This is a genomic window from Sphingobium algorifonticola (assembly GCF_004005485.1).
GTDB classification, from domain to species: Bacteria; Pseudomonadota; Alphaproteobacteria; order Sphingomonadales; family Sphingomonadaceae; genus Sphingobium; species Sphingobium algorifonticola.
This window is the reverse complement of sequence record NZ_RZUL01000003.1, coordinates 377,403-403,298: the sequence shown is the minus strand read 5'-3', so window position 1 is coordinate 403,298 and position 25,896 is coordinate 377,403. Positions and strand designations below refer to the sequence as shown.

The window sequence follows — 25,896 nt, the reverse complement described above, 5'->3', positions numbered from 1 at the left end:
CAGAAAAAGCGCGCTACGCTGGCGGGATATGACAATATCCCTCCGGCGCTCCGCCACTTCGCTTTCCGTCCTCGCCTTGCTGCTGACGGGCCTGCCGCTTCCGGCGCAGGCACAGGACACGGCCACCACGGCGGCATCATCGTCGGCGACGGGCAGCGCGCAGACGCGGCCCTGGCTGTATGAGAACAGCGATGTCCCGATCGATCCCGCGTGGCATTTCGGCATATTGCCCAATGGCCTGCGCTATGCGGTCAGGCGCAATGGCGTGCCTCCGGGCCAGGTCGCGATCCGGCTGCGCATCGATGCCGGTGCGCTCATGGAGGAGCCTGACGAACTGGGTTACGCCCACTTCATGGAACATCTGACCTTTCGCGGGTCCAAATACGTACCCGACGGCGAATCCAAGCGCATCTGGCAGCGGCTGGGGGTGACCTTCGGCAGCGACAGCAATGCGCAGACGACCGCGACCGGCACCACTTATGCGCTGGACCTGCCGCAGGCGACACCGCAGGGGCTGGACGAAAGCATGAAGATATTGGCGGGCATGATGACCGATCCCAATATCGTCGATGCATCGGTGAATGCCGAACGGGCGGTCGTCCTGGCGGAAAAGCGCGAAGGCGAAGGCCCCGGTTCGCGCGTCAGCGACGGCACCCGCGCCTTTCTGTTCGCCGGGCAACGGATGGCAAACCGGACGCCGATCGGCACCACGCCAACATTGAACGCCGCCACCGCCACGCGGATGGAGGCATTCCACAGCCGCTGGTATCGGCCTGAAAACGCCGTGATTTCGATCGCCGGTGATATCGATCCGGCGACGGCCGAGGCTTTGATCGCGAAGCATTTCACGGCATGGACCGTTGCAGGACAGGGCGCACCCGCGCCCGATTTCGGCGATCCCGATCCCGCGCGACCTGCCGCTGGCGTCATCGTCGAGCCGGGGGTGCCGACGGGGATCAGCTACGCCTTTCTGCGGCCCTGGCGGCCACGCGCCGATACGATTGTCTACAACCAGAACAAGCTGACCGATGTGCTGGCGCTCCAGATCATCAACCGGCGGCTGGAGCAGGCGGCGCGAGCAGGGGGCAGCTTCCTGCAGGCGAATGTCGAGCAGCAGGACGTCGCGCGTTCGGTGGATGGCACGTTCATCAGCATCATGCCGATCGGTGATGACTGGGCCAAGGCGCTGACCGACGTGCGCGCCGTGATCGAGGATGCCAAGACGATCGCGCCGACCGCCGCAGAGATAGCGCGCGAATATGCGCAGTTTGACACCGCGCTTGCCATTCAGGTGGAAAATGCAGGGACGGAAGCCGGTTCAAAGCAGGCCTGGGACCTCGTCAACGCCGTGGACATTCGCGAGACTGTGGTCAGTCCGCAGGCGGCGCTCGACATTTTTCGGGGTGCGAAGGCGACCATGACGCCCGAAAAGCTGCTGCAATCGACACAGCGGCTGTTCACCGCCGACGTGTCGCGCGCGCTGCTGACTTTGCCTGCGGCACAGCCCGATGCGCAGGCCCGGCTGGACGCTGCGCTGAAGGCACCGGTGGCGGCGGCGCAGGGCGTGCGGCTGAAGGAAAAGGCCGTGACCATGGCGGACCTGCCGAAGCTCGGCGCGCCGGGCAAGGTCGTGTCGCGCGAGCCGGTCGGCGTTCTCGCGCTCGAAACCATCACCTTTGCCAACGGCGTAAAGTTGGTGCTGTTCGCCAATGATGCCGAGCCGGAAAAGGTGCGGATCACCGTGCGTTTCGGCCATGGCCAGCAGGACTTTTCCCCGACCAGGCCCGTCGCAAGCTGGGCGGCGGGCTATGCGCTGGTGGCGAGCGGGATTGGCAAGCTCGGGCAGCGCGAGCTGGACGAGCTGACCAACGGCCGTCGATTGGGGTTCGACTTTTCGATCGACGACGATGCGTTCCAGATGGCGGCAGTCACGCGTCCGGCGGACTATGCCGACCAGCTTCGCCTGTTCGCGACGAAGCTGGCCTATCCCGGATGGGACCCGGCACCGATCGCGCGGGTGAAGGCGGGTATGACGGCGGCTTATGATACGCTTTCGACCTCCGCCGACGCGGTGCTCGGGCGCGATCTTGGCTGGCTGTTGCGTGACAAGGACGTGCGTTACCGCACCCCCGACAAGACGGAGATCGCGGCGCTGACGCCCAAAGCCTTCCGCGCGACGTGGCAGCCGATCCTGGCCTCCGGCCCGATCGAAGTGCAGATTTTCGGGCAGGTGAAGGCCGAGGACGCAATCGCGCAGGTCGCGGCGACCTTTGGCGCCCTGCCGAAGCGCGCTGACAAGCCCGTGCCCCCCGCCAACCGCCTCATCCGCTTTCCGGCACATAATGAAAAGCCGGTCGTGCTGCGTCATCTGGGCGACAAGGATCAGGCCGCAGCGGTAATGGCATGGCCGACATCCGGCGGTTTTGCGCTGGCGAAGGAAAGCCGCCAGCTCGAGATTCTGGCGCAGATTTTCAACGACCGCCTGTTCGAGAAGATGCGGTCGATCGATGGCGCGGCCTATTCGCCAAGCGTCCAGAACAGCTGGCCCTTTTCCTATGACAGCGGCGGCTACATATTGGTGAATAGCCAGATCAGGCCGGAAAAGGTCGGCTATTTCTTCCAGATGATCAAGGACACCGCAGCCGATCTGGTAGCGCGGCCCCCCAGCGACGATGAGTTGCAGCGGGCGGTGCAGCCCATGCGGCAACTGTTGGCGCGCGCGAGCACGGGCAACGCCTTCTGGATGCAGCAGGTCGCCGGATCGACGCGCGATTCCCGTTATATCGACGTTACCCGAAGTCTGGGCAGCGACATATTGTCCGTCACTGTAACCGACCTGCAAACCCTGGCGAAGAAGTATCTGGTTGCGGACAAAAGCTGGTCCGCAGTCGTGCTGCCGCAAGGTGTCGATGCAGAGGGCGTTACGGATGGTGGGCAATAAAGGGATTTGGGCGCGGCATATTGCGCTGGTTCTGGCATTATCGTTCAGCGGCACCGGCGGCGCATCCGCTGACACCGCGAGCCTCGCAAAGGCCGAGGCGGCGGGGCGCGGCATCGGGATCGCAGTAAGTGCGCCGCTCCCCGCAAAGGCCGTGGTGCGCGACACCGCGGGCAAGCCTGTCTCCCTTGCCCAAATGAAGGGGCGGAAAGGGGCGCTGATCGTTTTCTTCCGGTCGGCGGCCTGGTGCCCCTATTGCAAGGCGCAGCTCAAGTCCCTGACGGACGTTGCGCAAGCCGCCCGCAGCCGAGGCATCGCGATGGCCGCCATCAGCTATGACGCGCCCGCCGTGCTCGACAAGTTCGCGAAGGCCGAGACGCTGGGCTTTCCGCTCTACAGCGATGGCGGCAGCAGGCTGATCGACACGCTCAAGCTGCGTGATCCCCGCTATGACAGCAGCAGCTATGCGAACGGCGTGCCCTATCCGACCATCCTGCTTGTCGGACCGGACGGCCGGGTGAAGGCGAAGGTCGTCGAGACGGACTATAAGATCAGGCCGTCAAACGCCGATGTCGTCGCGCTGCTCGATCGTCTCAAATAGCGCCACCCGCCCGTCAGAGGATATATTTGCTCAGGTCCGTATTGCGGGCGATGCTGTCAAGCTGCCGACCGACATAGGCCGCGTCGATGACCAGTGTCTGCCCGGCGCGGTCGTCTGCATCGAAGCTGACTTCCTCCAGCAGCTTTTCCATCACGGTCTGAAGGCGGCGGGCGCCGATGTTTTCGACCTGTTCGTTCACTTCGGCGGCGATCTTCGCGACGGCGCGGATGCCATCAGGCGTCAGGTCGATCGTCAGCCCCTCGGTCGCCAGCAACGCCCGATATTGTTCGGCAAGTGACGCTTTGGTGTCGGACAGGATGGCGACGAAGTCGTCCTCGCTCAGCGCCTTGAGTTCAACGCGGATCGGCAGGCGACCCTGCAGTTCCGGCAGGAGGTCGCTGGGCTTGGCGACGTGAAACGCACCCGACGCGATGAAGAGAATATGGTCGGTCTTGAGCGGGCCATATTTGGTGGCCACGGTCGTGCCTTCAATGAGCGGCAGCAGATCGCGCTGCACGCCTTCACGGCTGACCGAGCCGCCGCGCACGTCGCTGACGGCGATCTTGTCGATCTCGTCCAGAAAGACGATGCCGTTCTGTTCGGCATTGTGCAGGGCCACGCGGGCCACGTCGTCCTGATCGAGCCGCTTGTCCTGCTCCTCTTCCACCAGCTTGTCCCAGGCTTCGGGTACGCGCATCTTGCGCCGCTTCTTCTGCCCCTGGCCGAACGCCTTGCTCATCATGTCGGACAGGTTGATCATGCCGACCTGTCCGCCCATGCCGGGGATTTCCATGGGCATCGACGGCGCATCGGACACTTCGATCTCCACTTCTGCCTCGTTCATCTGGTTGCTTTCGACGCGGTTGCGATAGGCAAGGCGCGTTGCCTCGCTCGCTTCCTTGCCGGTCAGCGCATCGAGCAGGCGCGACATCGCCGCTTCGGACGCCGCTTCGCGCACGGACTCGCGGCGACGGTCGCGCTCCAGCCGCACCGCTTCCTCGACAAGATCGCGCGCGATCTGCTCCACGTCGCGGCCGACATAGCCGACTTCGGTGAACTTGGTCGCCTCGACCTTCACGAAGGGCGCGTCGGCGAGCTTCGCCAGGCGACGGCTGATCTCCGTCTTGCCGCAGCCGGTCGGGCCGATCATCAAGATATTCTTCGGCGTCACTTCGTCGCGCAGCGCGGGATCGAGTTTTTGCCGCCGCCAGCGATTGCGCAGCGCAACGGCAACGGCGCGCTTGGCGTCCGTCTGGCCGATGATATGTGCGTCAAGCGCGGTAACGATGGCTTTGGGGGTGAGGGCGTCGTTCATGATTTTATATCCGTTTGTCCCGAGCGAAGTCGAGGGACAGGGTCTTGGAGCGAACGTGCCTCGACTTCGCTCGGCACGAACGGAGGAGCAGATCAGGCCACGCTATCGAGCTTTTCCAGGGTGAGCTGATCGTTGGTGTAGACACAGATGTCGGCGGCGATCGCCATGGCCTTGCGCGCCAGCACTTCGGCATCGGCTTCATAGTCCGCCAGAGCGCGGGCTGCGGACAGGGCGTAATTGCCGCCCGATCCGATCGCCGCGATGCCATGCAGCGGTTCGAGCACATCGCCGTTGCCCGTCAGGATCAACGTGATGTCCTTGTCCGCCACGATCATCATCGCTTCAAGGTTGCGCAGATATTTGTCGGTGCGCCAGTCCTTCGCCAGTTCGACGGCGGCGCGCATCAACTGGCCATTGTGGCGTTCCAGCTTGGCTTCGAGCCGTTCGAACAATGTGAAGGCGTCAGCCGTCGCGCCTGCAAAGCCGCCGATGACCGATCCGTCATGCAGGCGGCGGACCTTGCGGGCGTTGGGCTTCATGACGGTCTGGCCCATGCTGACCTGACCATCGCCCACAACGACGACATGACCATTTTTGCGTACGGAAAGGATGGTGGTGCCGTGCCAGACAGGCATGGCGTGCGAATGCTGTTCGTTCATGCGGGCGATATGGGTCGGGCATAGGCCGCTCGCAAGGCGGTTGTCGCATCTTCGCCACTGCCGGACGCCAAACCCGACGGATGATGGAACCACAATGCGATCATATGGTTGACATTGTGCACTGCAACATGGACTTTCGGTGCGAGTCGAGCGGAGGCATGCATGTCGTTGAAGGCGCGGGCAGTGGAAAAGATCGAGCGGTCCGGCATATCCAATTATGCATTCGACGACGATCAACTGATCCTGTGCGGCGTGCGTTATGCGCTCAACCCCTGTGCCTGCGGTGCGCCGGACTGCGACGGCGTCGCCTTGCAGCGCGTTTCGCAGGTGTCGTCGCCGACATTGCAATAACCGGCACCGCGCCTCTATAGCGAGGCGATGAGCGACCACAGTATAGACCGTGAGACAGGCCTGACCCTTGATCCGCGCTATGGGCCGGACGGACTGATTACGGCGGTCGTGACGGATGTTGCGACGGGGCAGGTGCTGATGCTCGCGCATATGAATGCGCAGGCGCTGGACCTGACTGTCGCGACGCGCATCGCCCATTTCTGGTCGCGCAGTCGCCAAAGTCTCTGGAAAAAGGGCGAGACGTCCGGCCATCTGCTGCATGTCGAGGATATCCGCATCGATTGCGACCAGGATGCCGTGTGGGTGATCGCGCGCCCGGCGGGTCCGGCATGCCATACCGGTGAGACGAGCTGCTTCTATCGCCGGGTGACGGCGGAGGGGCTGGAATCTGTTGCGCCGGATGCCTGACCGGGGCGCCCGTAAACCCCCGATCATACTGGTCAGCCGAGGCTGACGAAGGTGTCCATCACCCTTTTGCGCCCGGCGGTCTCGAAATCGATTTCCAGCTTGTTGCCTTCGATTTCGGCAACGATGCCATAGCCGAACTTCTGGTGGAACACGCGCAGGCCAAGCGCGATGTCGCTGCGCCCCTTGTTGCCGATCGAGACGGCTGAGCCGCGTGCCTCGACAATGCGCGCCGGTTCGCTGACAAATTGTCCCGCAGTCGCGGCGCGCGCCCAGCCGGGGCCGCGGCCCGACCCGCGGGCGACATCGGCGAAGGGATCGTCCCGTTCCGACCAATTGGCGCGCCACAGCGATGCGCCGCCGGTCAGGCTGCTTTCCTCATCGACATGCGCCTTGGGCAATTCGCCCACGAAACGGCTCGGGATGGAGCTGGTCCACTGGCCATAAATGCGCCGATTCGCGGCATGAAGGATGATGCAGCGACGACGGGCGCGGGTGATGGCGACATAGGCCAACCGCCGCTCCTCCTCCAGGCTTGCAATGCCGCCTTCGTCGAGCGCGCGTTGCGAGGGGAAAATGCCTTCCTCCCACCCGACCAGGAACACCGTATCATATTCCAGACCCTTGGCCGCGTGGATGGTCATGATCGTGACCTTGCGCGCTTCCGCCTGCGCTTCATTGTCCATGACGAGGCTGACATGCTCCAGGAAGGCACCCAGCGTCTCATATTCCTCCATAGCCCGCACGAGTTCGGTCAGGTTTTCGAGGCGACCGGCGGCTTCGGTCGAGCGTTCGGCCTGAAGCGCGGCGGTATAGCCGCTTTCGTCAAGGATCTGCCGGGCAAGTTCGGGATGCGGGAGCTGCCCTGCCATGTCGCGCCAGCGGGCAAGATCGCCGACGAAATTGCCGAGCGCGCGGCGCGCCTGCGGCGTCAGCTCGTCGGTGTCGAGGATGCGCGCGGCGGCAAGCGTGAGGGGGGTGCGGTCCGCGCGGGCAAGGCGGTGGAGTTTCTCGACCGCCTTGTCGCCCAGGCCGCGCTTGGGGACGTTCACGATCCGCTCGAACGCCAGATCGTCGGCGGGTTGATTGACGAGGCGCAGATAGGCGAGCGCATCGCGAATTTCTGCCCGCTCGTAGAAGCGGAAGCCGCCGACAATGCGATAGGGCATGCCGATCTGGATGAAGCGGTCCTCGAACTCGCGCGTCTGGTGCTGGGCGCGGACGAGGATGGCGACATCATCGAGCGTGCCGCCCGAACGCTGATGATTTTCGATTTCCTCGCCGACGCGGCGGGCTTCCTCCGGCCCGTCCCAGACGCCGATGATGCGGACCTTCTCGCCATCCGCTTCGTCGGTCCAAAGCGTCTTGCCCAACCGACCGCCATTTTCCGCGATCACGCCGGAGGCGGCCGCGAGGATATGCGGGGTCGAGCGGTAATTCTGTTCGAGCTTGACGATCTTCGCGCCCGGAAAATCCTTTTCGAACTTCAGGATATTTTCCACCTGCGCGCCGCGCCAGCTGTAGATGCTCTGGTCATCATCGCCGACGCAGCAAATGTTCTTGCGTTCCTGCGCGAGCAGGCGGAGCCAGAGATACTGGCTGCTGTTCGTATCCTGATATTCGTCCACCATGATGTAGCGGAACCGCTGCTGATAGTGCGCCAGCACCTCCCTGTCGGTCTTGAGCAGGGTGAGCATATGCAGCAGCAGATCGCCGAAGTCGCAGGCGTTGAGCGCGAGCAGGCGCGCCTGATAGGCGGCATAGAGTTGCTGACCCTTGCCGTTGGCAAAGGCTTCGCTTTCACCTGCGTCGATGTCGTGCGGCACCAACCCCTTGTTTTTCCAGCGGTCGATGAGGCCGCCCAGCTGGCGGGCGGACCAGCGTTTCTCATCGATGTCCGCCGCCTGAATTAGCTGTTTCAACAGGCGCAACTGGTCGTCGGTATCGAGGATCGTGAAATTGCTTTGCAGACCGACCAGTTCGGCATGACGGCGCAACATTTTTGCGCCGATCGCGTGAAAGGTGCCGAGCCAGGGCAGGCCCTCTGCGCTACCCTGTGGCCCGCCCATCATGCGGCCAACACGTTCCTTCATTTCGCGCGCTGCCTTGTTCGTGAAGGTGACGGCAAGGATTTCGGAGGGATAGGCACGGCGGGTAGCGATGAGATGCGCTAGACGGGCTGTCAGCGCCGCCGTCTTGCCCGTACCCGCGCCTGCGAGCACCAGCAGCGGCCCTTCGGTCGTCAGCACCGCCTCGCGTTGAGGCGGGTTGAGGCCGCGCAGATAGGGGGGATCATGCGGCGAGGGCGTACGCGCGTCGGGTGCTTGGTCGGGGGATTGCATGACTGAACAATTAGGGAACGGGGGCGACAGGGGCAAGCGGCAATGCGGTCGGTGGTATCGCTTCAACTGGCATCACCCCGCGCACGGCCTGTCGCGAAGGCATGACGTCACGGGAACGACGGACGTGATGGCCTGTTGAGGCCACACTGTCCGTTCGGAAAGAGGATGACCGACATGAAGATTTCCATGCTGATAGGCGCGGCGACGCTTGCGCTGGCAGCGCCTGCCATTGCGCAGGACATGGCGCAGCCGCCCGCGCCGACCGAGGCACCCCCGCCGCCCAATGATATGGGACCGCAGCAGATGCCGCAGACCGGGCCGATGCCCGCCGAACCCCCGGTCTCCGATCCGAATGCCGGACAGACAACGGGCACGGTTCCTGCCAACCCCGGCATGATTCCCGCCGATCCCAATGCGCCTGCGAACCCCGCAGCACCGGTCGGCACGTCCGCCAATCCCGTGGTGATGGGCGGCAATGCGACGCCGCCACCTGCGCCGCGCGCCGACTATCCGGTGTGCAGCCGGACCGTGCAGGATAGCTGCATCAATCCGGCGGATGCCCGGAAGATGAAGCGCAAACGGTAAGCCTTTTCGAAGGGTCCGAAGGATGGGGCGGTCTTGCGAGGGCCGCCCCTTTTTTGGGTGATACGATGCAGTTATAATTGCCCCGTTCCGCCCTTCGACAAGCTGAGGGCGAACGACCTTTGTAACGCAGGATTCCCTAAGTCTGAACCATCCGCAGCAGATGGATGCGCGCCTTGCCGATGTCGCGGACGGTTTCCGCCTCGAACCCCTTCACGGCCACATCCTCGCGCCGGTCGGTCTCGATGGTTACCCAGCTTGCCGGGCCGATCCAGCCGAGGCGCGCGAGCTTGTCGAGTGCCACCGCGCCGGCGCCGGTGCCATAGGGCGGGTCCATCAGGATGAGATCGAGCGGAACCGGCGCGCTGCCGAGCGACAGGGCCGAGGTCTGGCGGATGTCGGCTTGGATGCCGAGCTTGGCGGCGTTGGCGCGCAGTATGTCTGCGGCGGCCCTGTCCTGCTCCACGAAAATGCAGCTTGCCGCGCCGCGCGACAGCGCCTCCAGCCCGAGCGCGCCCGTTCCGGCGAACAGGTCGGCCACGGTAATCCCCTCGAAACTGCCCAGGCGGCTGGTGAGCATCGAGAACAGGGCCTCGCGCGTGCGATCGGCGGTCGGGCGCGTCGTGTCGCCTTTGGGCGCGGCGATCGGGCGGCCGCGCCACTGGCCCGCAATGATCCTCATGCCTTTTTCAGCGTCTTGCGGAACGCCACCAGATCATGCTGCGGCACTTCATAGACCTGGCCAATTGGCAGATCGGTCAGTTCGAACACGCCGTAGCGGGTGCGGATGAGGCGGTTCACTTCGACACCGAGATATTCGAGCACCCGGCGCACTTCGCGATTCTTGCCTTCGGTCAGGGTCATTTCGATCCACTGGTTGGTGCCGGTCCGCCGTTCCAGATTGGCGTCGATACGGCCGTAGCGAATACCCTCGATCTCGACGCCCATCGCAAGGTCCTCAAGCTGAGCCTGGCTGACGGTGCCGTGCGCCCGCGCGCGATAGCTGCGCTCGACGCCGGTGGAAGGCAATTCCATCTGCCGCTTGAACTCGCCGTCGGTGGTAAGCAGCAGCAGCCCCTCTGTATTCATGTCGAGGCGACCGATCGGCATCACGCGCGGCAGGCCATCGGGCAGCCGGTCGTAGATGGTGGGGCGCCCCTTGGGATCGCGCTCCGCCGTAATGAAACCCGCAGGCTTGTGAAAGAGGAACAGCCGTGTCGGCTCGGGGGCATCGACGGGCTTGCCGTCGACCGTCACACCCTGAAGCGAGGTGAGCAAGGTGGCGGGCGTGGTGAGCACTTCGCCGTGGAGGGCGATGCGGCCATAGTCTATCATCCGCTCGATCTCGCGGCGGGAGGCGACACCGGCGCGGGCGAGCAGCTTGGCGATCCGCTGCGGCTCTTTTGACCCTTTCGCGGCCGCGCGGGCCGGGTGCGGATTGGCGGGATGCTCGGCAGTGGGGGTGGCGCGGGCCACCTTGGCACGCGATGGCATTGGCGGGCCGGGTTTGGCGAATGCGGGTTTCGGCTTGGCCGGTCCGGCGCTGGCTGCGCCACGCGGCGCAAAGCCCCGTCCGCGCACAGCGCCGGTACCAGTGCCCGTGCCTGTGCCGGCTTTGCCGCCCTGGCCAGCGGGGCGCGCGCCGCGTCCCGGGCCGCCGGGCGGCCGACGACCCCCGGTGCCGGAGGTGTTTTTCTTGGGCGGTGGCAGAAAGAGCTTCCTTTCGTCGGCACGGCAAATGTGCGAATTGGATGAACCGTGGCACCTTGCGGGTGACGCGAGCGGCCGATGTGTCACATATGCAACTTCGATCGGTCGCAAGATGTTTACAGGGTCTGCGTCACATCCTTGAACATGCCGCGGTGCATGGAGCGCGTGATGACGGAAACGGGGCAAATCGGCAAATGTTTTTCGGGAAAGGCACAATCGGGAAAAGCCGCAAGGCGATCCGCCGCATCCTCGTGGTCGAGGATGAGCCGCTGGTGGCGTTCGACAACGAGCATTTCCTGATCGGCGCGGGCTATACCGTGGTCGGCACCGTGGACAGCCATGCGCATGCCGTCGCCCTGATCGCCCAGGAAGCGGTGGACCTCGTCATCGCCGACGTCCATCTGGCGGGGCAGGAGGATGGCGTTGCGGTGGCGGCCGTTGCGCAGGAACGCGGCATTGCGGTGCTGTTCGTCACGGGCGCCTGCCCGCTCCATGCCCGTCATCTGGCCTATGGCTGCCTCGCCAAACCCTATTCGCAACGCGACTTGCTGGCCTCGATCGAGGCAGTGGACATGCTGATACGCGGCAAGAAGCGGCTCCGGCGGCTGCCGCCCGGGCTGAGCCTTTTCACCGGGCCACCGGCGACGGGTGAGGGCGATCGGCCCGGTGTCGACGCGTAACCCGACGGTAGGCTAATGCGTATGGCTGGATAATCGCTTTTCAGGAGCTATCCCGCCATGTTTCTCCCGTCACGCCTACTGCTCGGCGCTGTCGTTGCCTTCGTTGCGATCGGTGCGGCGCAGCGGCCATTGCCTGCAAAGGCCCCGGTCGTCGTCGAATTGTTTACGTCGCAAGGCTGTTCGTCCTGCCCGCCTGCCGATGCCTTCATGGGTACGCTGGCGGCGCGCCCCGATCTCGTCGCGCTAACGCGTCCCGTCACTTATTGGGACCGGCTGGGATGGAAGGATACGCTGGGTCGCACCGCCAACACGCAGTTGCAGAACGGCTATGCGGCACGCCAACTGCGCGGGGCAGGCGTCTATACGCCGCAGATCGTGGTGCAGGGCGGGGATGCGGCGGTCGGGTCCAACCGGGGCGGTGTCGCCTGGCTGATCGATCGTGCGAAGCCCATCTCGACGCTGGATGTCGTGAAAGATGGCGGCGGCCGCATTGTTCAACTGCGCGGTGGCAGCGGCGGGGCAACCGAGGTCAAGCTCGTTGCCCTCAAGGCGCAGGCCGACGTGCGGATCGGCCGGGGCGAGAATGGCGGTCGCACCGTGCGCTACCATAATGTCGTGCTGGACGAGCGGGTGATCGGTCGCTGGAACGGGGGTGCCGCGCGCCTTGCGGTGCCTGCATCGGCGCTGAGGGTGCGCGGCGCGGATCGCTATGCCGTGATCGTGCAGCGACCGGGGCCGGGGGCGATAGTGGCGGCGCACTATCTGTAGGGGCTGTATCGGTAAGGGCTGGTCAGGCCGCGCATTTTGACTAGGGTCTCCGTTCCGAGAACGGGGATCGCAGCGCATATGACGACGGCAGACGAAGGCATGGGGTGGCGGCGGCATGTGCCGGCAGTGGTGCGGCCCTATACCGAGACTGCACCGGTTGCGGCTTTCTTCCTCGGTATGTCGTCCGGTTTTCCCTATGCGATGATCGGTGCGACGCTGACGACCCGCCTGGCGCAGGACGGGATCGACAAGAAAGCGGTTACCGCCTTCACCCTGGCTTTCCTTGTCTATAACCTCAAATGGCTGTGGGCCTGGGTCGTGGACGGCGTGCGCATCCCGCTGATCGGGCGGCTGGGCAAGCGCGTGTCCTGGCTGCTGCTGGCCGGGGTCATGGTGATGGCGGCCGTGGCCAATCTGGCGCTGGTCGATCCGAGTGCCAGCCTGATCGCGACGGCCTATGCCGCAATCCTCGTCGGCTTTGCCGGGGCGACCTACGACATCGTGATCGATGCCTATCGCATCGAATTGCTCAAGCCCGAACAACTGGGCGTGGGATCGGGCATGACTCAATATGGCTGGCGCATCGGATCAGTCGCGGCAGGCGCGCTGGCGCTGGTGCTGGCGGACCGTATCGGCTGGCAAGGCGCCTATCTCGCCTGCGCGATGTTTGCGCTGCCTGCGATGCTGACGGGGCTGCTGCTGGGTGAACCGGCGCGGCACCGCGATCCGGCCGAACGGCGCGCGGTGGGTGCCGTGATGCAGTCGATCACGGGGCCGCTGACGGAGTTTTTCCGGCGCAAGGGTGCGTTTCTCGTGCTCCTGTTCATCCTGTTGCACAAGATCGGCGACACGCTAGCCAATCTGACGTTCCGGCTGCTGTTCGACGACCTCGGCTTCACCAACGATGAAATTGCCATCTACGACATCGGCATCGGCTTCTGGGCCTATCTGATCGGCATATTCGTGGGCGGCATCCTGTATGCGCGGCTGGGGATGAAACGGTCGGTGCTGATCAGTCTGATCCTGATGGGCGTTTCCAACTTCAGCTTTGCGGCGCTAGCGTCGGTGGGGCACAGCAACTGGGGGATGGCAGGCGCGATCGGCTTTGAAAACTTCGCGAGCGGCATCGGCGGCGTGACGGTGATCGCCTATTTCTCCGCCTTGTGCGACCTGCGTTTCACCGCCGCGCAATATGCGCTGATTTCGGCGGCGGCGAGCATTGTCGGACGGGTGCTGACCGGCACCAGTGCGGGGGCGCTGATCGAACGCTTCGGCTATGTCGATTTTTACTTGCTAACGACGGCGCTGGCGGTGCCGGGCATTGCGCTGTTCTGGCTGATGATGCGCGCGGGGCTGATCGACGCAAGCGTGGGGACGGCGGGGACGGAAGCGCCCGCCCCTCAGTCGCCCGCATAAAGGGCGATCGGCCGACCAAGGTCGGAAAAGCTCTGTGCCACAGCCTGCGCGCAGGTGAGCGCGCCAAGTGCGGCCGGGCTGTCGAGTGCGACGGCAAGTCTTTCGTAAGCCGCATGCGGCGTCGTCTGCGCCGTGGCAACCGCTTCCAGCAATCGTGCCTCGTCCGGCGTGATCCGGGTGCAGCAGCACGCAGCGACGCTGATGCGGCGATGCGACGCGCGCGACAGTTCCAGCATCATCGCGCGCATCAGGATGAGCGGGCGGCGATAGCTTTTGCCGAAATGGCCGAGCAGGGCGTTGGCGGCATGGGCATCGTCGACACCCGCCGATGCCATCCGGCGCAACGTGAAGAGGAACAAGCGACTGCCGGTCGTGGCAGCCGTCGGACGATCCGGCGCAAGATCGGCGACGGGTGCGCGGGGGCGGGGCGGAACATGGGGCATGGCGGCTCTCCTGCAATGTCAGGGCAGGATATAGATTAGCTATTGCGAGTCAATCGCAATAATTGATCAGTGGCTAATCCGGTATCTGGCCGTTTCGGCGCAGCACATCACCGGCGAGATAAAGTGACCCGGCGATCAGAATTTCGGTCCGAACCGGGGTGGCGGCAATGGCGGCGATTGCCTCTGCGATGTCGGCATGCGCGCTGCTGACTATGCCCCATTGCTGTGCGATGGCGGCGAAGCGTTCGGGCGGGTGGCAGTCGTGACCGGGCACGGGCAGGGCATGGATATGGGCGATCCGGCCACGCATGGGCGCGAGGAACGCATCGATATCCTTGTTGGCGAGCATGCCCACGACCAGTGCGGCCTCGTCACCGGCGGCCAGATGGTTCGTCAGAAATGCGCCGAGCATGGCGCCGGCGTCGGCATTATGGCCCCCGTCGAGCCATACGGCGCAATCGGGCGGGAGAGCGGCCAAAAGCGGGCCGCGCTCCATTTTTTGCAGCCGGGCCGGCCACTGTGCCCAGAGTGGTGCGGCTTTCAGCGCCGCTTCGCTGACCGTCAATATGTCCTGATGGCGCAGCATGGCAATGGCGAGCGCGGCATTCATCGGCTGATGCGGGCCGGGCAGGCGCGGCAGCGGCACGTCGAGACGCCCGAGCGCATCGCGATAGTGCAGCCGACCGCGATAGACGGCAGCATCCCAGTCCCGCCCCATGGGATGCCAGGGTGCGCCCGCAGTGCCTGCGGCTCCTGCGATCACGGTGGCTATGGCATCGGGATAGCGGCCGGTGACGAGCGGCACGTCGGGCTTGGCAATGCCTGCCTTTTCCGCGGCGATCTGCGGCAGGCTGTCCCCCAGGAACGCCTGATGGTCGAGGCCAAGCTGGGCAATGCCGCACACCGCCGGACGGGGCAGCACGTTGGTGGCGTCGAGACGGCCGCCAAGACCGACTTCGATGATACAGGCGTCGGCTTCCTGTTCGGCAAAGGCGCGGAAGGCGATGGCGGTGGTGACTTCGAAAAAACTGGCGCCGATGTCGCCCGCCGCATCCAGCGTTTCCTCCAGATAGCATGCCAGCGGTGCGTCGCCGATCAGCGTCCCCGCGATGCGGAGGCGTTCGTTAAAGCGGACAAGATGGGGCGAGGTGAAGACGTGAACGGTCCGGCCGTCAGCCTCCAGCGCGGCGCGCAGAAAGGCGCAGGTCGATCCCTTGCCGTTGGTGCCAGCGACATGGAACACCGGCGGCAGTGCCAGATGCGGATTGCCGATCCGGCCGAGCAGCGCCGTGATCCGCTCCAGCCCCAATATGTCCGCGCCGGGCGACAGCGACCACAGGCGGTCGAGTTGCGCCTGTACGGCGGGATCGGTGGAGGTGGCGTTGTCAGGCATTATCTCCCTCTCCCCTTCAGGGGAGAGGGCCGGGGAGAGGGGAAATATATCCGGCAAGGACAACAGTGTGGAACAGCGTGCATGCCCCTCTCCCTAACCCTCTCCCCTGAAGGCGAGAGGGAATATCGCGTTACGCCGCTTTTGCCGGGGCGAGATAGCTGACCACCTGCGACAGCGTGGCGCGCAAGTCGCGGCGGTGGACGACCATGTCGATCATGCCGTGTTCCAGCAGATATTCGGCGCGCTGGAACCCTTCGGGCAGCTTCTCCCGAATCGTGTTCTCGATCACGCGCTGGCCGGCAAAGCCGATCAGGGCATTGGGTTCGGCGATCTGGATGTCGCCCAGCATCGCATAGCTGGCGGTGACGCCGCCGGTCGTCGGATCGGTCAGCACCACGATATAGGGCAGGCCCGCATCGTGCAGCTTGCGGATGGCAACGGTCGCGCGCGGCATCTGCATGAGGGAAAGGATGCCTTCCTGCATCCGCGCGCCGCCCGCGGCCGTCAGGATGACATAGGGCGCGTGCAGGGCAATCGCCTCTTCCACCCCCTGAACAAAGGCCGCACCGACACCCATGCCCATCGATCCACCCATATAGGCGAAATCCTGAACCCCCAGCACGACGGGCTGACCTTCGATCGCGCCGCGGGCATTGATAAGCGCGTCGCTTTCTCCGGTGGCGGTACGTGCCGCCTTGATGCGATCGGCATATTTCTTCGAATCGCGAAACTTGAGCGGGTCTTCGCGCACATGCGGGGTGGCCAGCACGACATGCCCGGGATCGAGAAGCTGCGCGAAGCGCGCCGCGGGGCCAATGCGTCCGTGATGGTCGCATTTCGGACAGACCGACAGATTCTCTTCCCACTCCCGGCTGAAGATCATCTGTCCGCAATGACCGCATTTGTGCCAGAGATTGTCCGGCGTCTCCGCCTTGCGCGCGATGAAGGGGATGGCGTTGCGGACGCGATTGATCCAGCTCATGCGACGGTTTCCGCTGTATTGAGCGCCGCGCGGAGCGATGCCACATAGTCCTGAACGAAAGGCGCGGCCTGATGGCCGTGCGAGCCGACGAGATCGACGATCGCCGATCCGACCACCACCCCGTCCGCCACGCGCCCGATGGCGGCGGCCTGCTCCGGCGTGCGGACGCCAAAGCCCACGGCGACGGGAATGTCGGTTGCAGCTTTCAGCTTTCCGACGGCATTTTCGATGCTGGCCTGCTGCGCCTGCTGCTTGCCGGTGATCCCGGCGACCGACACATAATAGAGGAAGCCGCTGGCCCCATGTAGCACGGCAGGCAGGCGCGCGGCATCGGTGGTCGGCGTAGCGAGACGGACAAGGTGCAGCCCGGCAGCACGCAGGGCAGGGCCGAGTTCTTGGTCTTCTTCCGGCGGGATGTCGACGCAGATCACGCCGTCGACGCCTGCCTTCACCGCTTCTGTCGCGAACCAGTCCGCACCGCGCCGGATCATCGGATTGGCATAGCCCATCATGATCAGCGGCACATCAGGATGGCGCTGGCGGAATGCCACGGCGATGGCGAGAATGTCGCTGGTTTTCGTGCCCGCGGCGAGGCTGCGCAGATTGGCAAGCTGGATCGCGGGGCCGTCCGCCATCGGATCGGTAAACGGCATGCCAAGCTCAACGATGTCCGCACCGCCCGCGACGAGCGCATCGAGGATGGCGGCACTGTCGCCGGGCGTCGGATCGCCCGCCGTCACGAAAGTGACAAGCGCGGCGCGCCCTTCGGCGCGGCATTTGGAGAAGCGGGTTGCGAGGCGGTCAGTCATTTTGGATAAGCCCAAGTCCGTTCGGGCTGAGCCTGTCGAAGCCTCCTACTGAACGAAGTGAAGTATCTTCGCTGCGCTCAGGAACACCCTTCGACAAGCTCAGGGCGAACGGCATAGCAGTTTTCTTTTGTATCACATCGCCACTCCCAGCGCATCGGCGACAGTGAAAATGTCCTTGTCCCCACGGCCGCACAAGTTGGCGAGGATGATCTGGTCGCGGTTCATTGCGCGGGCCTTGCGCGCGACGGCGGCAATGGCGTGGGCGGGTTCGAGCGCGGGGATGATCCCTTCGGTACGGCAGAGGAGCTGGAAAGCATCCAGCGCCTCGGTATCCGTCACCGATTCATACTGCACCCGGCCGATATCCTTCAGCCAGCTATGCTCCGGCCCGATGCCAGGATAATCGAGACCCGCCGATATGCTGTGCGCTTCGGCAATCTGTCCGTCGGCGTCCTGCAGCAGGAACGTCTTGTTGCCGTGCAGGATGCCCGGCGTCCCGCCCGCAAGAGAGGCGGCATGTTCACCCGTCTCGATGCCATGACCGGCCGCCTCGATACCCAGCATGGCCACGTCTGCATCATCGAGAAACGGATGGAACAGGCCGATGGCGTTCGATCCGCCGCCGATCGCCGCCACCAGCAGGTCGGGCAGGCGTCCGGCCAATTCCTGTATCTGTTCGCGCGCCTCGCGACCGATCACCGACTGGAACTCCCGCACCAGTTCGGGATAGGGGTGCGGTCCGGCGGCTGTGCCGATGATGTAGAACGTGTCGTGGACATTGGCGACCCAATCGCGCAGCGCCTCGTTCATCGCATCCTTGAGCGTTTTTGCGCCGCTTTGCACGGGCACGACTTCGGCGCCGAGCAGCTTCATGCGGAACACATTGGGCTGCTGACGCTCGATGTCCCGCGCGCCCATGTAGATGACGCAGGGCAGGCCGAAACGCGCGGCGACAGTGGCCGTGGCAACGCCATGCTGGCCCGCGCCGGTCTCGGCGATGATCCGCGTCTTGCCCATGCGCTTGGCCAGCAGGATCTGGCCGATGCAGTTGTTGATCTTGTGCGCGCCGGTGTGGTTCAGCTCGTCGCGCTTGAACCAGACCTGCGCGCCTCTGCCTTCGGGCGCGCTTTCGCGCAGCGTCTCGGTCAGCCGCTGCGCATAATAAAGCGGGCTCGGACGGCCGACATAATGTTTCATCAGCCAGTCGAACTCGTCATGGAAGGCCTGGTCGGCCATCGCCGCACGATAATGGCGGTCGAGATCGAGGATGAGGGGCATCAGCGTCTCGGCGACGTAGCGCCCACCAAACTGGCCGAAATGGCCATTTTCGTCGGGCTGCGCGCGGAAGCTGTTGGCGAGCGGAGTGGTGCTGGCTTGGGTCATGATCGGGAAACCGCTTTGCAGAAGGCGGCGATCTTGTCCACATCCTTGATGCCCGGTGCGCTTTCCACGCCGGACGACACATCGACCAGCGGCGCGCAGGTGATGGCGATCGCTTCGGCGACATTGTCGGCGTCCAGCCCGCCGGAAAGACCCCAGGGCAACGGCGGATCAAAGGCGGAAAGCAGCCTCCAGTCGAAGCGCAGGCCCATGCCGCCGGGCAACGCCGCGCCCTCCGGCGTTTTCGCATCGTACAACAGAAGGTCGGCCGCCCCGACATAGGCGCGACCGGTGTCAAGATCGGCGCTGGTCTTGACTGAAACGGCTTTCCAGACGGGCAGGCCGAAGCGCGTCCGCACGGCGGCGACGCGATCGGGGGTTTCCTTGCCGTGAAGCTGGATTGCGCCAACGCCCGAGGCCACGGCCTGCGCGAGGAAAGCGTCATCGGGATCGACCATGACTGCAACGCCGGTGACATGCGGCGGCACCCTGCTGGCGAGGCCGATCGCGCGGTCGAAATCGAGATGACGCGGGCTTTTGGGGAAGAAGACGAAACCGACATGGCTGGCCCCGCCTTTAAGGGCCGCGTCCAGCGTTTCGGGGGTCGAAAGGCCGCAAATCTTGGTGGCGAGTCGGGACATCGGCGGGGTTTAGACGGGTTGGCTGGAACGGCCAACTCCGCACATCAGCAAACCGTTCGTTTCGAGCAGCTTCGAGCGAAGTCGAGAAGAGCCCGTCGAGAAACCGCACATTCGGCATTCTCGACTCGGTTCTCGACAGGCTCGAACCTGCGCTCGAAACGAACGGATAAGGATTTGCAGAGGTTACAACGTCGCCTCTATCTCGCGCGCCGCCAGATCAGGATCAACGGCCTGCGTGATCGGGCGGCCGATGACGAGCATGGAGGCGCCGCGATCCAGCGCCTCGCGCGGGGTCACGGCCCGTTTCTGGTCGCCCAATGTGCCACCGGCCGGGCGAACACCGGGCACCACGAAATAACCGTCGTGCCAGGCACGCTTGGCGGCTGCGACTTCTTCCCCCGAACATACGATGCCGTCGCACCCTGCGCTGCGGGCCAGATTGGCAAGGCGCGCCACCTGATCCTGCGCCTTCGTGCTGACGCCGATGTCGGACAGGTCATTGTCGTCAAGGCTGGTCAGCACGGTGACGGCCACCACTTTGGTGCGCAGACCGGCCGCGGCTTTCGCATTCTCCAGCATCGCCAGACCGCCTGCCGCGTGAACAGTGATGACGGCGGGTTCCAGCACATGCAACGCCTGCACCGCCTTTGCCACGGTATTGGGGATGTCGTGCAGCTTGAGATCGAGGAAGATGGGGAGGCCAAGCTTCCCCATTTCATGCACGCCATGATGGCCATTGGCACAGAAAAACTCCAGGCCGAGCTTCAGCCCGCCGACATGCCGTCGGACCTGACCGGCGATGGCAAGCGCCTTGTCCAGATGCGGCGTATCGATTGCGATATAAATGGGGCTGCTCATGACGGGGTAGCAACGATGTCCGGGGTTTCAGGTGGCAGCGCAGCACGGGTCAGCCCCGGTTCGGAGACAGCAAGCGCGTTGGCCAGCGCCTTTTCCGAGGCTTCGAGCCGACGGCGCATGCTCCAGCGGGTAGCGCGCAGGGCGATCCAGAGCGGCACGGCACCAAGCAGGAAGGCAAGGCCCATCAAAATCGGCAATTTGACGTCGGCGACCAGATCACCCCAGAGCTTGACCGGCACCGAGGCCCAGTTCGCCTTGCAGAACAGCGCCAGCGCGACCGCGACGACCACCCAGAAGGCGGTTTTCAGGAACTGCATCGGCTACCCTCTTGCTGTTTCGGGGCAAGTCTAGGGGATTTCGGGCAAAGGTTCCACCCCTGCCGGGACGCCCGCCTCAAACCGTACCGAAGACCCGGGCGAAGATGGTATCGACATGCTTGAAATGATAATCGAGGTTGAACTTCTCCTCGATCGTCGCGGCGGGAAGGGCGGCGGTAACGTCGGGATCGGCTTTCAGCAGATCCAGCAGCGAAAGAGCGCCATCGGATTCCCAGACTTTCATGGCATTGCGCTGGACATAAACATAGCTGTCCTCGCGGCTCACCCCCGCCTGCGTGAGCGCCAGCAACACGCGCTGCGAATGGACCAGGCCGCCCATCTTGTCGAGATTGCGCATCATCCGTTCCGGGTAGACAAGCAGCTTGTCGATCACCCCGGTCAGCCGCGCAAGCGCGAAATCCAGCGTGATGGTGGCATCGGGCGCAATATAGCGTTCGACCGAGCTGTGGCTGATGTCGCGCTCATGCCACAGCGCCACATTTTCCATCGCGGGCAAGGCATAGGCGCGGACCATGCGGGCCAGGCCGGTCAGATTTTCGGTGAGCACCGGATTGCGCTTGTGCGGCATGGCGCTCGATCCCTTCTGGCCGGGCGAGAAATATTCCTCCGCCTCCAGCACTTCGGTACGCTGAAGATGCCGCACTTCGACGGCGAGCCGCTCGATCGACGAGGCGATGACGCCCAATGTCGCGAAGAACATGGCATGGCGATCGCGCGGGATGACCTGCGTCGACACCGGCTCGACCGTCAGGCCCAGCTTTGCGGCGACATGCGCCTCGACACGGGGATCGATGTTGGCGAACGTCCCGACCGCGCCCGAGATCGCGCAGGTCGCCACTTCCGCGCGCGCGGCGACAAGGCGCGCGCGACAGCGCGAAAACTCGGCATAGGCTTCCGCCATCTTGAGGCCGAAGGTCACCGGTTCGGCATGGATGCCGTGGCTGCGCCCGATTGTGGGCGTCAGCCGGTGTTCGAAAGCCCGGCGTTTGATGACGTCAAGGAGCCGGTCGAGATCGGCGATCAGCAGGTCAGACGCGCGGGCAAGCTGCACCGCAAGGCAGGTGTCGAGAACATCGCTGGAGGTCATGCCCTGATGCATGAACCGGGCATCTTCGCCGACGTTATCGGCGACCCACGTCAGGAAAGCGATCACGTCATGCTTCGTCACGGCTTCGATCGCGTCGATCGCGGCGACATCGATCACCGGGTTGGTCGCCCACCAGTCCCAAAGTGCCTTGGCCGCCGACGTCGGCACCACACCGAGTTGCGCCAGCGCGTCGGTCGCATGCGCCTCGATTTCGAACCAGATCCTGAAGCGGCTTTCCGCATCCCAGATCGCAGTCATTTCGGGGCGGGCATAACGCGGAACCATAAGCGAATCCTGTCTGGAAAGGGATGCGCGCCGCCTAGCAGCCCCGTCGGCAGCGGGCAATTGTGCCGCCGCGCAACGGCTCGTCGCAGGATGCGGGATATTTGCGGATGAATCGCAACTTTCGGACGACAGGCCGAAGTTCCATCACTTCCGAAAGCGGAACGAAGCCTGTTTTCAACCGGTTGTCACCATGCAAACTGGATGCTTTCCCCACGGTCACGAAGCCGGAGCGTCCAGACCGCACAGACATTTCGCATAGTCATCTGGAGAGACACCATGATCCGTACCCTTCTTTGCTCGACTGCCCTGATCATCGCAGCCCCTGCCATCGCACAGGAAATGACGCCGCAGACGGACCCGATGCAGGCAACGCCTGCAGCACCGGCTGCGCCTGCGGCCCCCGCTGAACAGGCCGCGCCCGCCGCACCAGCTCAGGATGCGACGACACCGACACCGCAGGCTGCGCAGCCTGCTCCGGCCAGCACCGTCGCGTCGATTGTCGAAAGCGAGTTTCCCGCATACGACACAGACAAGTCTGGTCAGCTTGAGAAGACCGAGTTTGCCAAGTGGATGATGGCGCTGAAGGATCAGGAAGCGAAAGCGACCGGCAAGACGCTGCAACCGGCCGAAGTGACCGCTTGGGCTGACGGAGCGTTCATGACGGCGGACGCCGACAAGAGCACGAGCGTCACCAAGGCCGAACTGGTCACCTATCTGAGCGGCGGCGCGGCGTAACGCACAACAGCCTGACGCTTCTCCGTCATCTCGACGAGAAACAAATGCGGGCGATCCGGTTTGGCCGGGTCGCCCGTTTCGTTACGCGTCGATGGCTTCCTCGTCGATCGCTGCCGCATTTTCCTGAATGAAAGCGAAGCGATGGGCCGGATTATTTCCCATCAGCCGGTCGACCAGATCACGAACGCCCGCCCGATCCTCATAATCCTGCGGCAGCGTGATGCGGATCATGCCGCGGGTTGCCGGGTCCATCGTCGTTTCGCGCAATTGCATCGGGTTCATTTCGCCCAGGCCCTTGAACCGGCTGACTTCGACTTTCTTCCCCTTGAAGTCCTTTTCCAGCAATTCAAGCCGATGGGCATCGTCGCGGGCGTACAGGCTCTTGCCGCCCGAAACGAGGCGGTAGAGCGGCGGTTGCGCCAGGTAGAGATGCCCACGCCGCACCAGCTCGGGCATTTCCTGGAAGAAGAATGTCATGAGCAGCGTGGCGATATGCGCGCCATCGACGTCTGCGTCCGTCATGATGACGATGCGTTCGTAGCGCAGATGATCGGGATTGCAGTCCTTGCGCGTCCCGCAGCCGATTGCCTGGATGAGGTCAGCGATTTCCTGATTCGCAAGAATCTTGGCGCTGGTCGCCGAGGCGACGTTGAGGATCTTGCCGCGGATCGGCAGGATCGCCTGAGTCTTGCGGTCGCGCGCCTGCTTGGCCGAGCCACCTGCCGAATCGCCTTCGACGATGAAGATTTCCGTGCCTTCGGGCGAATCCGCCGAACAGTCGGTCAGCTTGCCGGGCAGGCGCAGCTTGCGGGCGGAGGTCGCCGTCTTGCGTTTGACGTCTTTTTCCTGCTTGCGCCGCAACCGCTCGTCCATCCGGTCGAGCACATAGGCGAGCAGCGCCTTGCCCCTGTCCATATGATCGGAAAGATAATGATCGAAGTGGTCGCGCACGGCATTTTCGACAAGGCGCGCAGCTTCCGGTGACGTCAGCCGGTCCTTGGTCTGGCTCTGGAACTGCGGATCGCGGATGAAGACCGAGAGCATCACTTCGCAGCAAGACATGACATCCTCCGCCTGAATGTCCTTCGCCTTCTTCTGGCCGACCAGATCGCCGAACGCGCGAATGCCCTTGACGATCGCGGCGCGCAGGCCCGCTTCATGCGTACCGCCATCAGGGGTCGGGATGGTGTTGCAATACCAGCTATAGCTGCCGTCCGACCAGAGCGGCCAGGCGATCGCCCATTCGACCCGACCCGCGCCCGAGGGGAAGTCCTGCGTCCCGGAGAAAAAACTGCTGGTCGCACATTCGCGGTCGCCCACCTGTTCGCGCAGATGATCGGACAGGCCACCGGGAAACTGGAAAACGGCGTCGGCGGGCGTATCGTCCCCGATCAGCGCCGGATCGCATTTCCACCGGATTTCGACGCCAGCGAACAGATAGGCCTTCGACCGGGCGAGCCGGTGCAGTCGCGCGGGCTTGAACTTCATCTCGCCGAAAATCGCCGTGTCCGGCACGAAACGAACCAGGGTCCCGCGCCGGTTGGGCGCCGCGCCTGCCTTTTCCAGCGGTCCCAGCGGATGCCCCTGGGAAAAGCTTTGCCGGAACAGTTCCTTGTTGCGGGCCACCTCCACCGTCGTATCCGACGATAGGGCGTTGACGACACTGATCCCGACGCCGTGCAGGCCGCCGGATGTCGCGTACACCTTGTCGCTGAACTTGCCGCCGGAATGCAGCGTGGTCAGAATGACCTCAAGCGCCGACTTGTCGGGAAACTTCGGGTGCGGATCGACGGGAATGCCGCGCCCATTATCGGAAATGGTCAGCCGGTTGCCTGCCTCCAGCATGATTTCGATGCGGGTGGCATGGCCCGCAACCGCTTCGTCCATCGCATTGTCGAGCACTTCGGACGCCAGATGGTGAAAGGCGCGCTCGTCGGTACCACCGATATACATGCCCGGTCGCCGCCGCACAGGCTCCAGCCCCTCCAGCACCTCGATCGAGGAGGCGTCGTAATTGCCTGAGGATGAAACGGGGGCACCAGCGAAAAGGTCATCAGCCATGCCGTCGCTATAGGGCGGCGAGCTTCACGCGCGCAAGGGTGAGCCAAGAGTGCGCGACATGCTGACTGTTGCCGCAGTGCAACAGCTTTTTCCGTTTATCCTGCGTTCATGAAACAATTGATCCGGGTCAATCGTATCTGCGGCGTTCCCTTACCCCGCGAGGGATCCATCAAAAGGACTGATTTATGAAGACTTTGCTTTCCCTCTCGCTCAGCGCCCTCGCGATTGCCGCGGCTTCGCCCGCTTTCGCGCAGTCTGATGACGGTGCGCAGAGCTGGACCGGACCTTATGTCGGCGGATCGCTCGGCTATGGGTGGCAGCCGAACAACGGCAAGGACAACAACGAGACGGTCGTGTTCGATACCAATCTCGACGGCACCTATGGCGATACCGTTCGCACAGGTACCGGCGGCAATGCCTTTTCCCCCGGCTTCTGCCGCGGCCGCGCGCTCGGCTCGCTCCCCAGCAGCTGTGCGGGCGACCAGGATGGCAAGGTCGCCTGGTCGGTCCATGCCGGTTATGACTACCAGATGGGCAATTTCGTCGTCGGCGCGGTGGTCGAAGGTGGCCAGAGCAACATCAAGAACAGCGTGACGGCGTTCAGCACGACGCCCGCCAATTATGTCCTGACCCGCGAACTCGCATGGGATGGCGCGGCTCGCCTGCGCGCTGGTGTTGCCTTTGGTACCGGCACGCTGATTTACGGCACGGGCGGTGTTGCCTATGGCAAGATCAAGAACAGCTTCGCCACGACGAACACGTTCAACACCTTCACCGAAACCAACCGCACTGACAAGGACTGGGGTTGGACGGCCGGTGGCGGCATCGAGCAGAAGGTGTCGCAGAACTTCTCGATCGGCCTGCTCTACAAATATACCCGCTTCAATGACGACGGCTACACGGTGAATGCCGGGCAGGGCACGCCGCCTTCGGCGACCAATCCGTTCGTGAACCCGACGACCACCGCGGGCAGCACCAACTTCCAGCGGACGAGCGATCGTTTCGACAACCACAGCGTACGCGCGACGGCGAGCTTCCGCTTCTGATCGTCGGCTTCCTGTTCGGGAAAGGCCGCGGGTGACCGAAGGCCTTTCCCGAATATCCTGTCCGCGAAAAA

At 64.1% G+C, this 25,896-nt stretch carries 25 protein-coding genes; 10 read left to right on the top strand and 15 right to left on the bottom strand.

Annotation, left to right across the window (positions count from 1 at the left end):
* The first annotated feature begins 28 nt into the window (after positions 1–28).
* Together ENE74_RS11000 and ENE74_RS10995 are read left to right on the top strand one after the other, a co-directional pair.
* Positions 29–2,941 carry a M16 family metallopeptidase gene (locus tag ENE74_RS11000; protein WP_127690977.1) on the top strand — a complete coding sequence of 971 codons (2,913 nt, stop codon included), beginning with the start codon at positions 29–31 and terminating at the stop codon, positions 2,939–2,941.
* A complete protein-coding gene (locus tag ENE74_RS10995) occupies positions 2,928–3,539 on the top strand; it encodes a peroxiredoxin family protein (protein ID WP_164847452.1) in 612 nt (203 codons plus the stop codon). Before ENE74_RS11000 ends, ENE74_RS10995 begins: the two co-directional genes overlap by 14 nt.
* 13 nt (positions 3,540–3,552) lie before the next feature.
* Here ENE74_RS10995 and hslU read toward each other — a convergent pair whose 3' ends face one another.
* Together hslU and hslV are read right to left on the bottom strand one after the other, a co-directional pair.
* Complete coding sequence (gene hslU / locus ENE74_RS10990; protein WP_127690975.1) at positions 3,553–4,854, bottom strand: ATP-dependent protease ATPase subunit HslU; 1,302 nt, start codon at positions 4,852–4,854, stop codon at positions 3,553–3,555.
* Positions 4,855–4,946: 92 nt separating this feature from the next.
* Positions 4,947–5,489 (bottom strand): ATP-dependent protease subunit HslV, encoded by a 543-nt coding sequence (gene hslV / locus ENE74_RS10985; protein ID WP_206517697.1) that lies wholly within the window; start codon positions 5,487–5,489, stop codon positions 4,947–4,949.
* A gap of 186 nt (positions 5,490–5,675) precedes the next feature.
* On the opposite strand from hslV, the gene ENE74_RS10980 reads away from it, so the two are divergent.
* Together ENE74_RS10980 and hisI are read left to right on the top strand one after the other, a co-directional pair.
* Positions 5,676–5,864, top strand: a complete 189-nt coding sequence (locus ENE74_RS10980) for a hypothetical protein (RefSeq protein WP_127690973.1) — start codon at positions 5,676–5,678, stop codon at positions 5,862–5,864.
* A 27-nt stretch (positions 5,865–5,891) separates the two neighbouring features.
* Positions 5,892–6,272 (top strand): phosphoribosyl-AMP cyclohydrolase, encoded by a 381-nt coding sequence (gene hisI / locus ENE74_RS10975; RefSeq protein ID WP_127690972.1) that lies wholly within the window; start codon positions 5,892–5,894, stop codon positions 6,270–6,272.
* A 32-nt stretch (positions 6,273–6,304) separates the two neighbouring features.
* Here the strand turns inward: hisI and ENE74_RS10970 are convergent, their stop codons facing one another.
* Entirely contained in the window at positions 6,305–8,611 is a 2,307-nt protein-coding gene (locus tag ENE74_RS10970) for an ATP-dependent helicase (protein WP_127690971.1), read from the bottom strand.
* A gap of 174 nt (positions 8,612–8,785) precedes the next feature.
* Here ENE74_RS10970 and ENE74_RS10965 point away from each other — a divergent pair, with 174 nt between their 5' ends.
* Positions 8,786–9,196 carry a Fe-S oxidoreductase gene (locus ENE74_RS10965; protein ID WP_164847451.1) on the top strand — a complete coding sequence of 137 codons (411 nt, stop codon included), beginning with the start codon at positions 8,786–8,788 and terminating at the stop codon, positions 9,194–9,196.
* Positions 9,197–9,332: 136 nt separating this feature from the next.
* Here ENE74_RS10965 and rsmD read toward each other — a convergent pair whose 3' ends face one another.
* Together rsmD and ENE74_RS10955 are read right to left on the bottom strand one after the other, a co-directional pair.
* On the bottom strand, positions 9,333–9,875 hold the full coding sequence (gene rsmD, locus ENE74_RS10960; protein WP_127690969.1) for a 16S rRNA (guanine(966)-N(2))-methyltransferase RsmD: 543 nt from the start codon (positions 9,873–9,875) through the stop codon (positions 9,333–9,335).
* Positions 9,872–10,903 carry a pseudouridine synthase gene (locus tag ENE74_RS10955; RefSeq protein WP_127691178.1) on the bottom strand — a complete coding sequence of 344 codons (1,032 nt, stop codon included), beginning with the start codon at positions 10,901–10,903 and terminating at the stop codon, positions 9,872–9,874. Before ENE74_RS10955 ends, rsmD begins: the two co-directional genes overlap by 4 nt.
* 194 nt (positions 10,904–11,097) lie before the next feature.
* On the opposite strand from ENE74_RS10955, the gene ENE74_RS10950 reads away from it, so the two are divergent.
* The 3 genes from ENE74_RS10950 to ENE74_RS10940 all read left to right on the top strand — a co-directional run bounded on the left by ENE74_RS10950 (position 11,098) and on the right by ENE74_RS10940 (position 13,767).
* The gene (locus tag ENE74_RS10950) at positions 11,098–11,583 is read left to right on the top strand and encodes a response regulator (RefSeq protein ID WP_127690968.1); all 486 of its coding nucleotides are present in this window, start codon (positions 11,098–11,100) and stop codon (positions 11,581–11,583) included.
* Between the two features lie 57 nt (positions 11,584–11,640).
* Positions 11,641–12,351, top strand: a complete 711-nt coding sequence (locus ENE74_RS10945) for a DUF1223 domain-containing protein (protein ID WP_127690967.1) — start codon at positions 11,641–11,643, stop codon at positions 12,349–12,351.
* Between the two features lie 99 nt (positions 12,352–12,450).
* Positions 12,451–13,767 (top strand): AmpG family muropeptide MFS transporter, encoded by a 1,317-nt coding sequence (locus ENE74_RS10940; protein ID WP_127691176.1) that lies wholly within the window; start codon positions 12,451–12,453, stop codon positions 13,765–13,767.
* On the opposite strand, the gene ENE74_RS10935 is transcribed toward ENE74_RS10940, so the two are convergent.
* From ENE74_RS10935 to purB, 9 genes are all read right to left on the bottom strand, one after another.
* Entirely contained in the window at positions 13,752–14,102 is a 351-nt protein-coding gene (locus ENE74_RS10935) for a DUF6628 family protein (RefSeq protein ID WP_127691177.1), read from the bottom strand. The two genes, ENE74_RS10940 and ENE74_RS10935, sit on opposite strands and share 16 nt — an antisense overlap.
* Before the next feature lie 181 nt (positions 14,103–14,283).
* On the bottom strand, positions 14,284–15,603 hold the full coding sequence (locus tag ENE74_RS10930; RefSeq protein ID WP_127690966.1) for a bifunctional folylpolyglutamate synthase/dihydrofolate synthase: 1,320 nt from the start codon (positions 15,601–15,603) through the stop codon (positions 14,284–14,286).
* Between the two features lie 130 nt (positions 15,604–15,733).
* On the bottom strand, positions 15,734–16,585 hold the full coding sequence (gene accD / locus ENE74_RS10925) for an acetyl-CoA carboxylase, carboxyltransferase subunit beta (protein ID WP_127690965.1): 852 nt from the start codon (positions 16,583–16,585) through the stop codon (positions 15,734–15,736).
* Positions 16,582–17,394: a tryptophan synthase subunit alpha gene (trpA, locus tag ENE74_RS10920; protein ID WP_127690964.1), complete on the bottom strand. Its 813-nt coding sequence runs from the start codon at positions 17,392–17,394 to the stop codon at positions 16,582–16,584. Before trpA ends, accD begins: the two co-directional genes overlap by 4 nt.
* A gap of 132 nt (positions 17,395–17,526) precedes the next feature.
* The gene (gene trpB, locus ENE74_RS10910) at positions 17,527–18,777 is read right to left on the bottom strand and encodes a tryptophan synthase subunit beta (RefSeq protein WP_127690962.1); all 1,251 of its coding nucleotides are present in this window, start codon (positions 18,775–18,777) and stop codon (positions 17,527–17,529) included.
* Complete coding sequence (locus tag ENE74_RS10905; protein WP_127690961.1) at positions 18,774–19,415, bottom strand: phosphoribosylanthranilate isomerase; 642 nt, start codon at positions 19,413–19,415, stop codon at positions 18,774–18,776. The genes trpB and ENE74_RS10905 overlap by 4 nt, the downstream gene beginning before the upstream one ends.
* A 183-nt stretch (positions 19,416–19,598) precedes the next feature.
* The gene (gene pyrF / locus ENE74_RS10900) at positions 19,599–20,273 is read right to left on the bottom strand and encodes an orotidine-5'-phosphate decarboxylase (protein ID WP_127690960.1); all 675 of its coding nucleotides are present in this window, start codon (positions 20,271–20,273) and stop codon (positions 19,599–19,601) included.
* Positions 20,270–20,590: a lipopolysaccharide assembly protein LapA domain-containing protein gene (locus tag ENE74_RS10895; protein WP_127690959.1), complete on the bottom strand. Its 321-nt coding sequence runs from the start codon at positions 20,588–20,590 to the stop codon at positions 20,270–20,272. The genes pyrF and ENE74_RS10895 overlap by 4 nt, the downstream gene beginning before the upstream one ends.
* 76 nt (positions 20,591–20,666) lie before the next feature.
* The gene (purB, locus tag ENE74_RS10890) at positions 20,667–21,983 is read right to left on the bottom strand and encodes an adenylosuccinate lyase (RefSeq protein ID WP_127690958.1); all 1,317 of its coding nucleotides are present in this window, start codon (positions 21,981–21,983) and stop codon (positions 20,667–20,669) included.
* Between the two features lie 276 nt (positions 21,984–22,259).
* Here purB and ENE74_RS10885 point away from each other — a divergent pair, with 276 nt between their 5' ends.
* The gene (locus ENE74_RS10885; RefSeq protein WP_127690957.1) at positions 22,260–22,718 is read left to right on the top strand and encodes an EF-hand domain-containing protein; all 459 of its coding nucleotides are present in this window, start codon (positions 22,260–22,262) and stop codon (positions 22,716–22,718) included.
* A gap of 81 nt (positions 22,719–22,799) precedes the next feature.
* Here the strand turns inward: ENE74_RS10885 and parE are convergent, their stop codons facing one another.
* Entirely contained in the window at positions 22,800–24,779 is a 1,980-nt protein-coding gene (gene parE, locus ENE74_RS10880; RefSeq protein ID WP_127690956.1) for a DNA topoisomerase IV subunit B, read from the bottom strand.
* A 185-nt stretch (positions 24,780–24,964) separates the two neighbouring features.
* Here parE and ENE74_RS10875 point away from each other — a divergent pair, with 185 nt between their 5' ends.
* Positions 24,965–25,825, top strand: a complete 861-nt coding sequence (locus ENE74_RS10875; protein WP_127690955.1) for an outer membrane protein — start codon at positions 24,965–24,967, stop codon at positions 25,823–25,825.
* Positions 25,826–25,896: the final 71 nt, after the last annotated feature.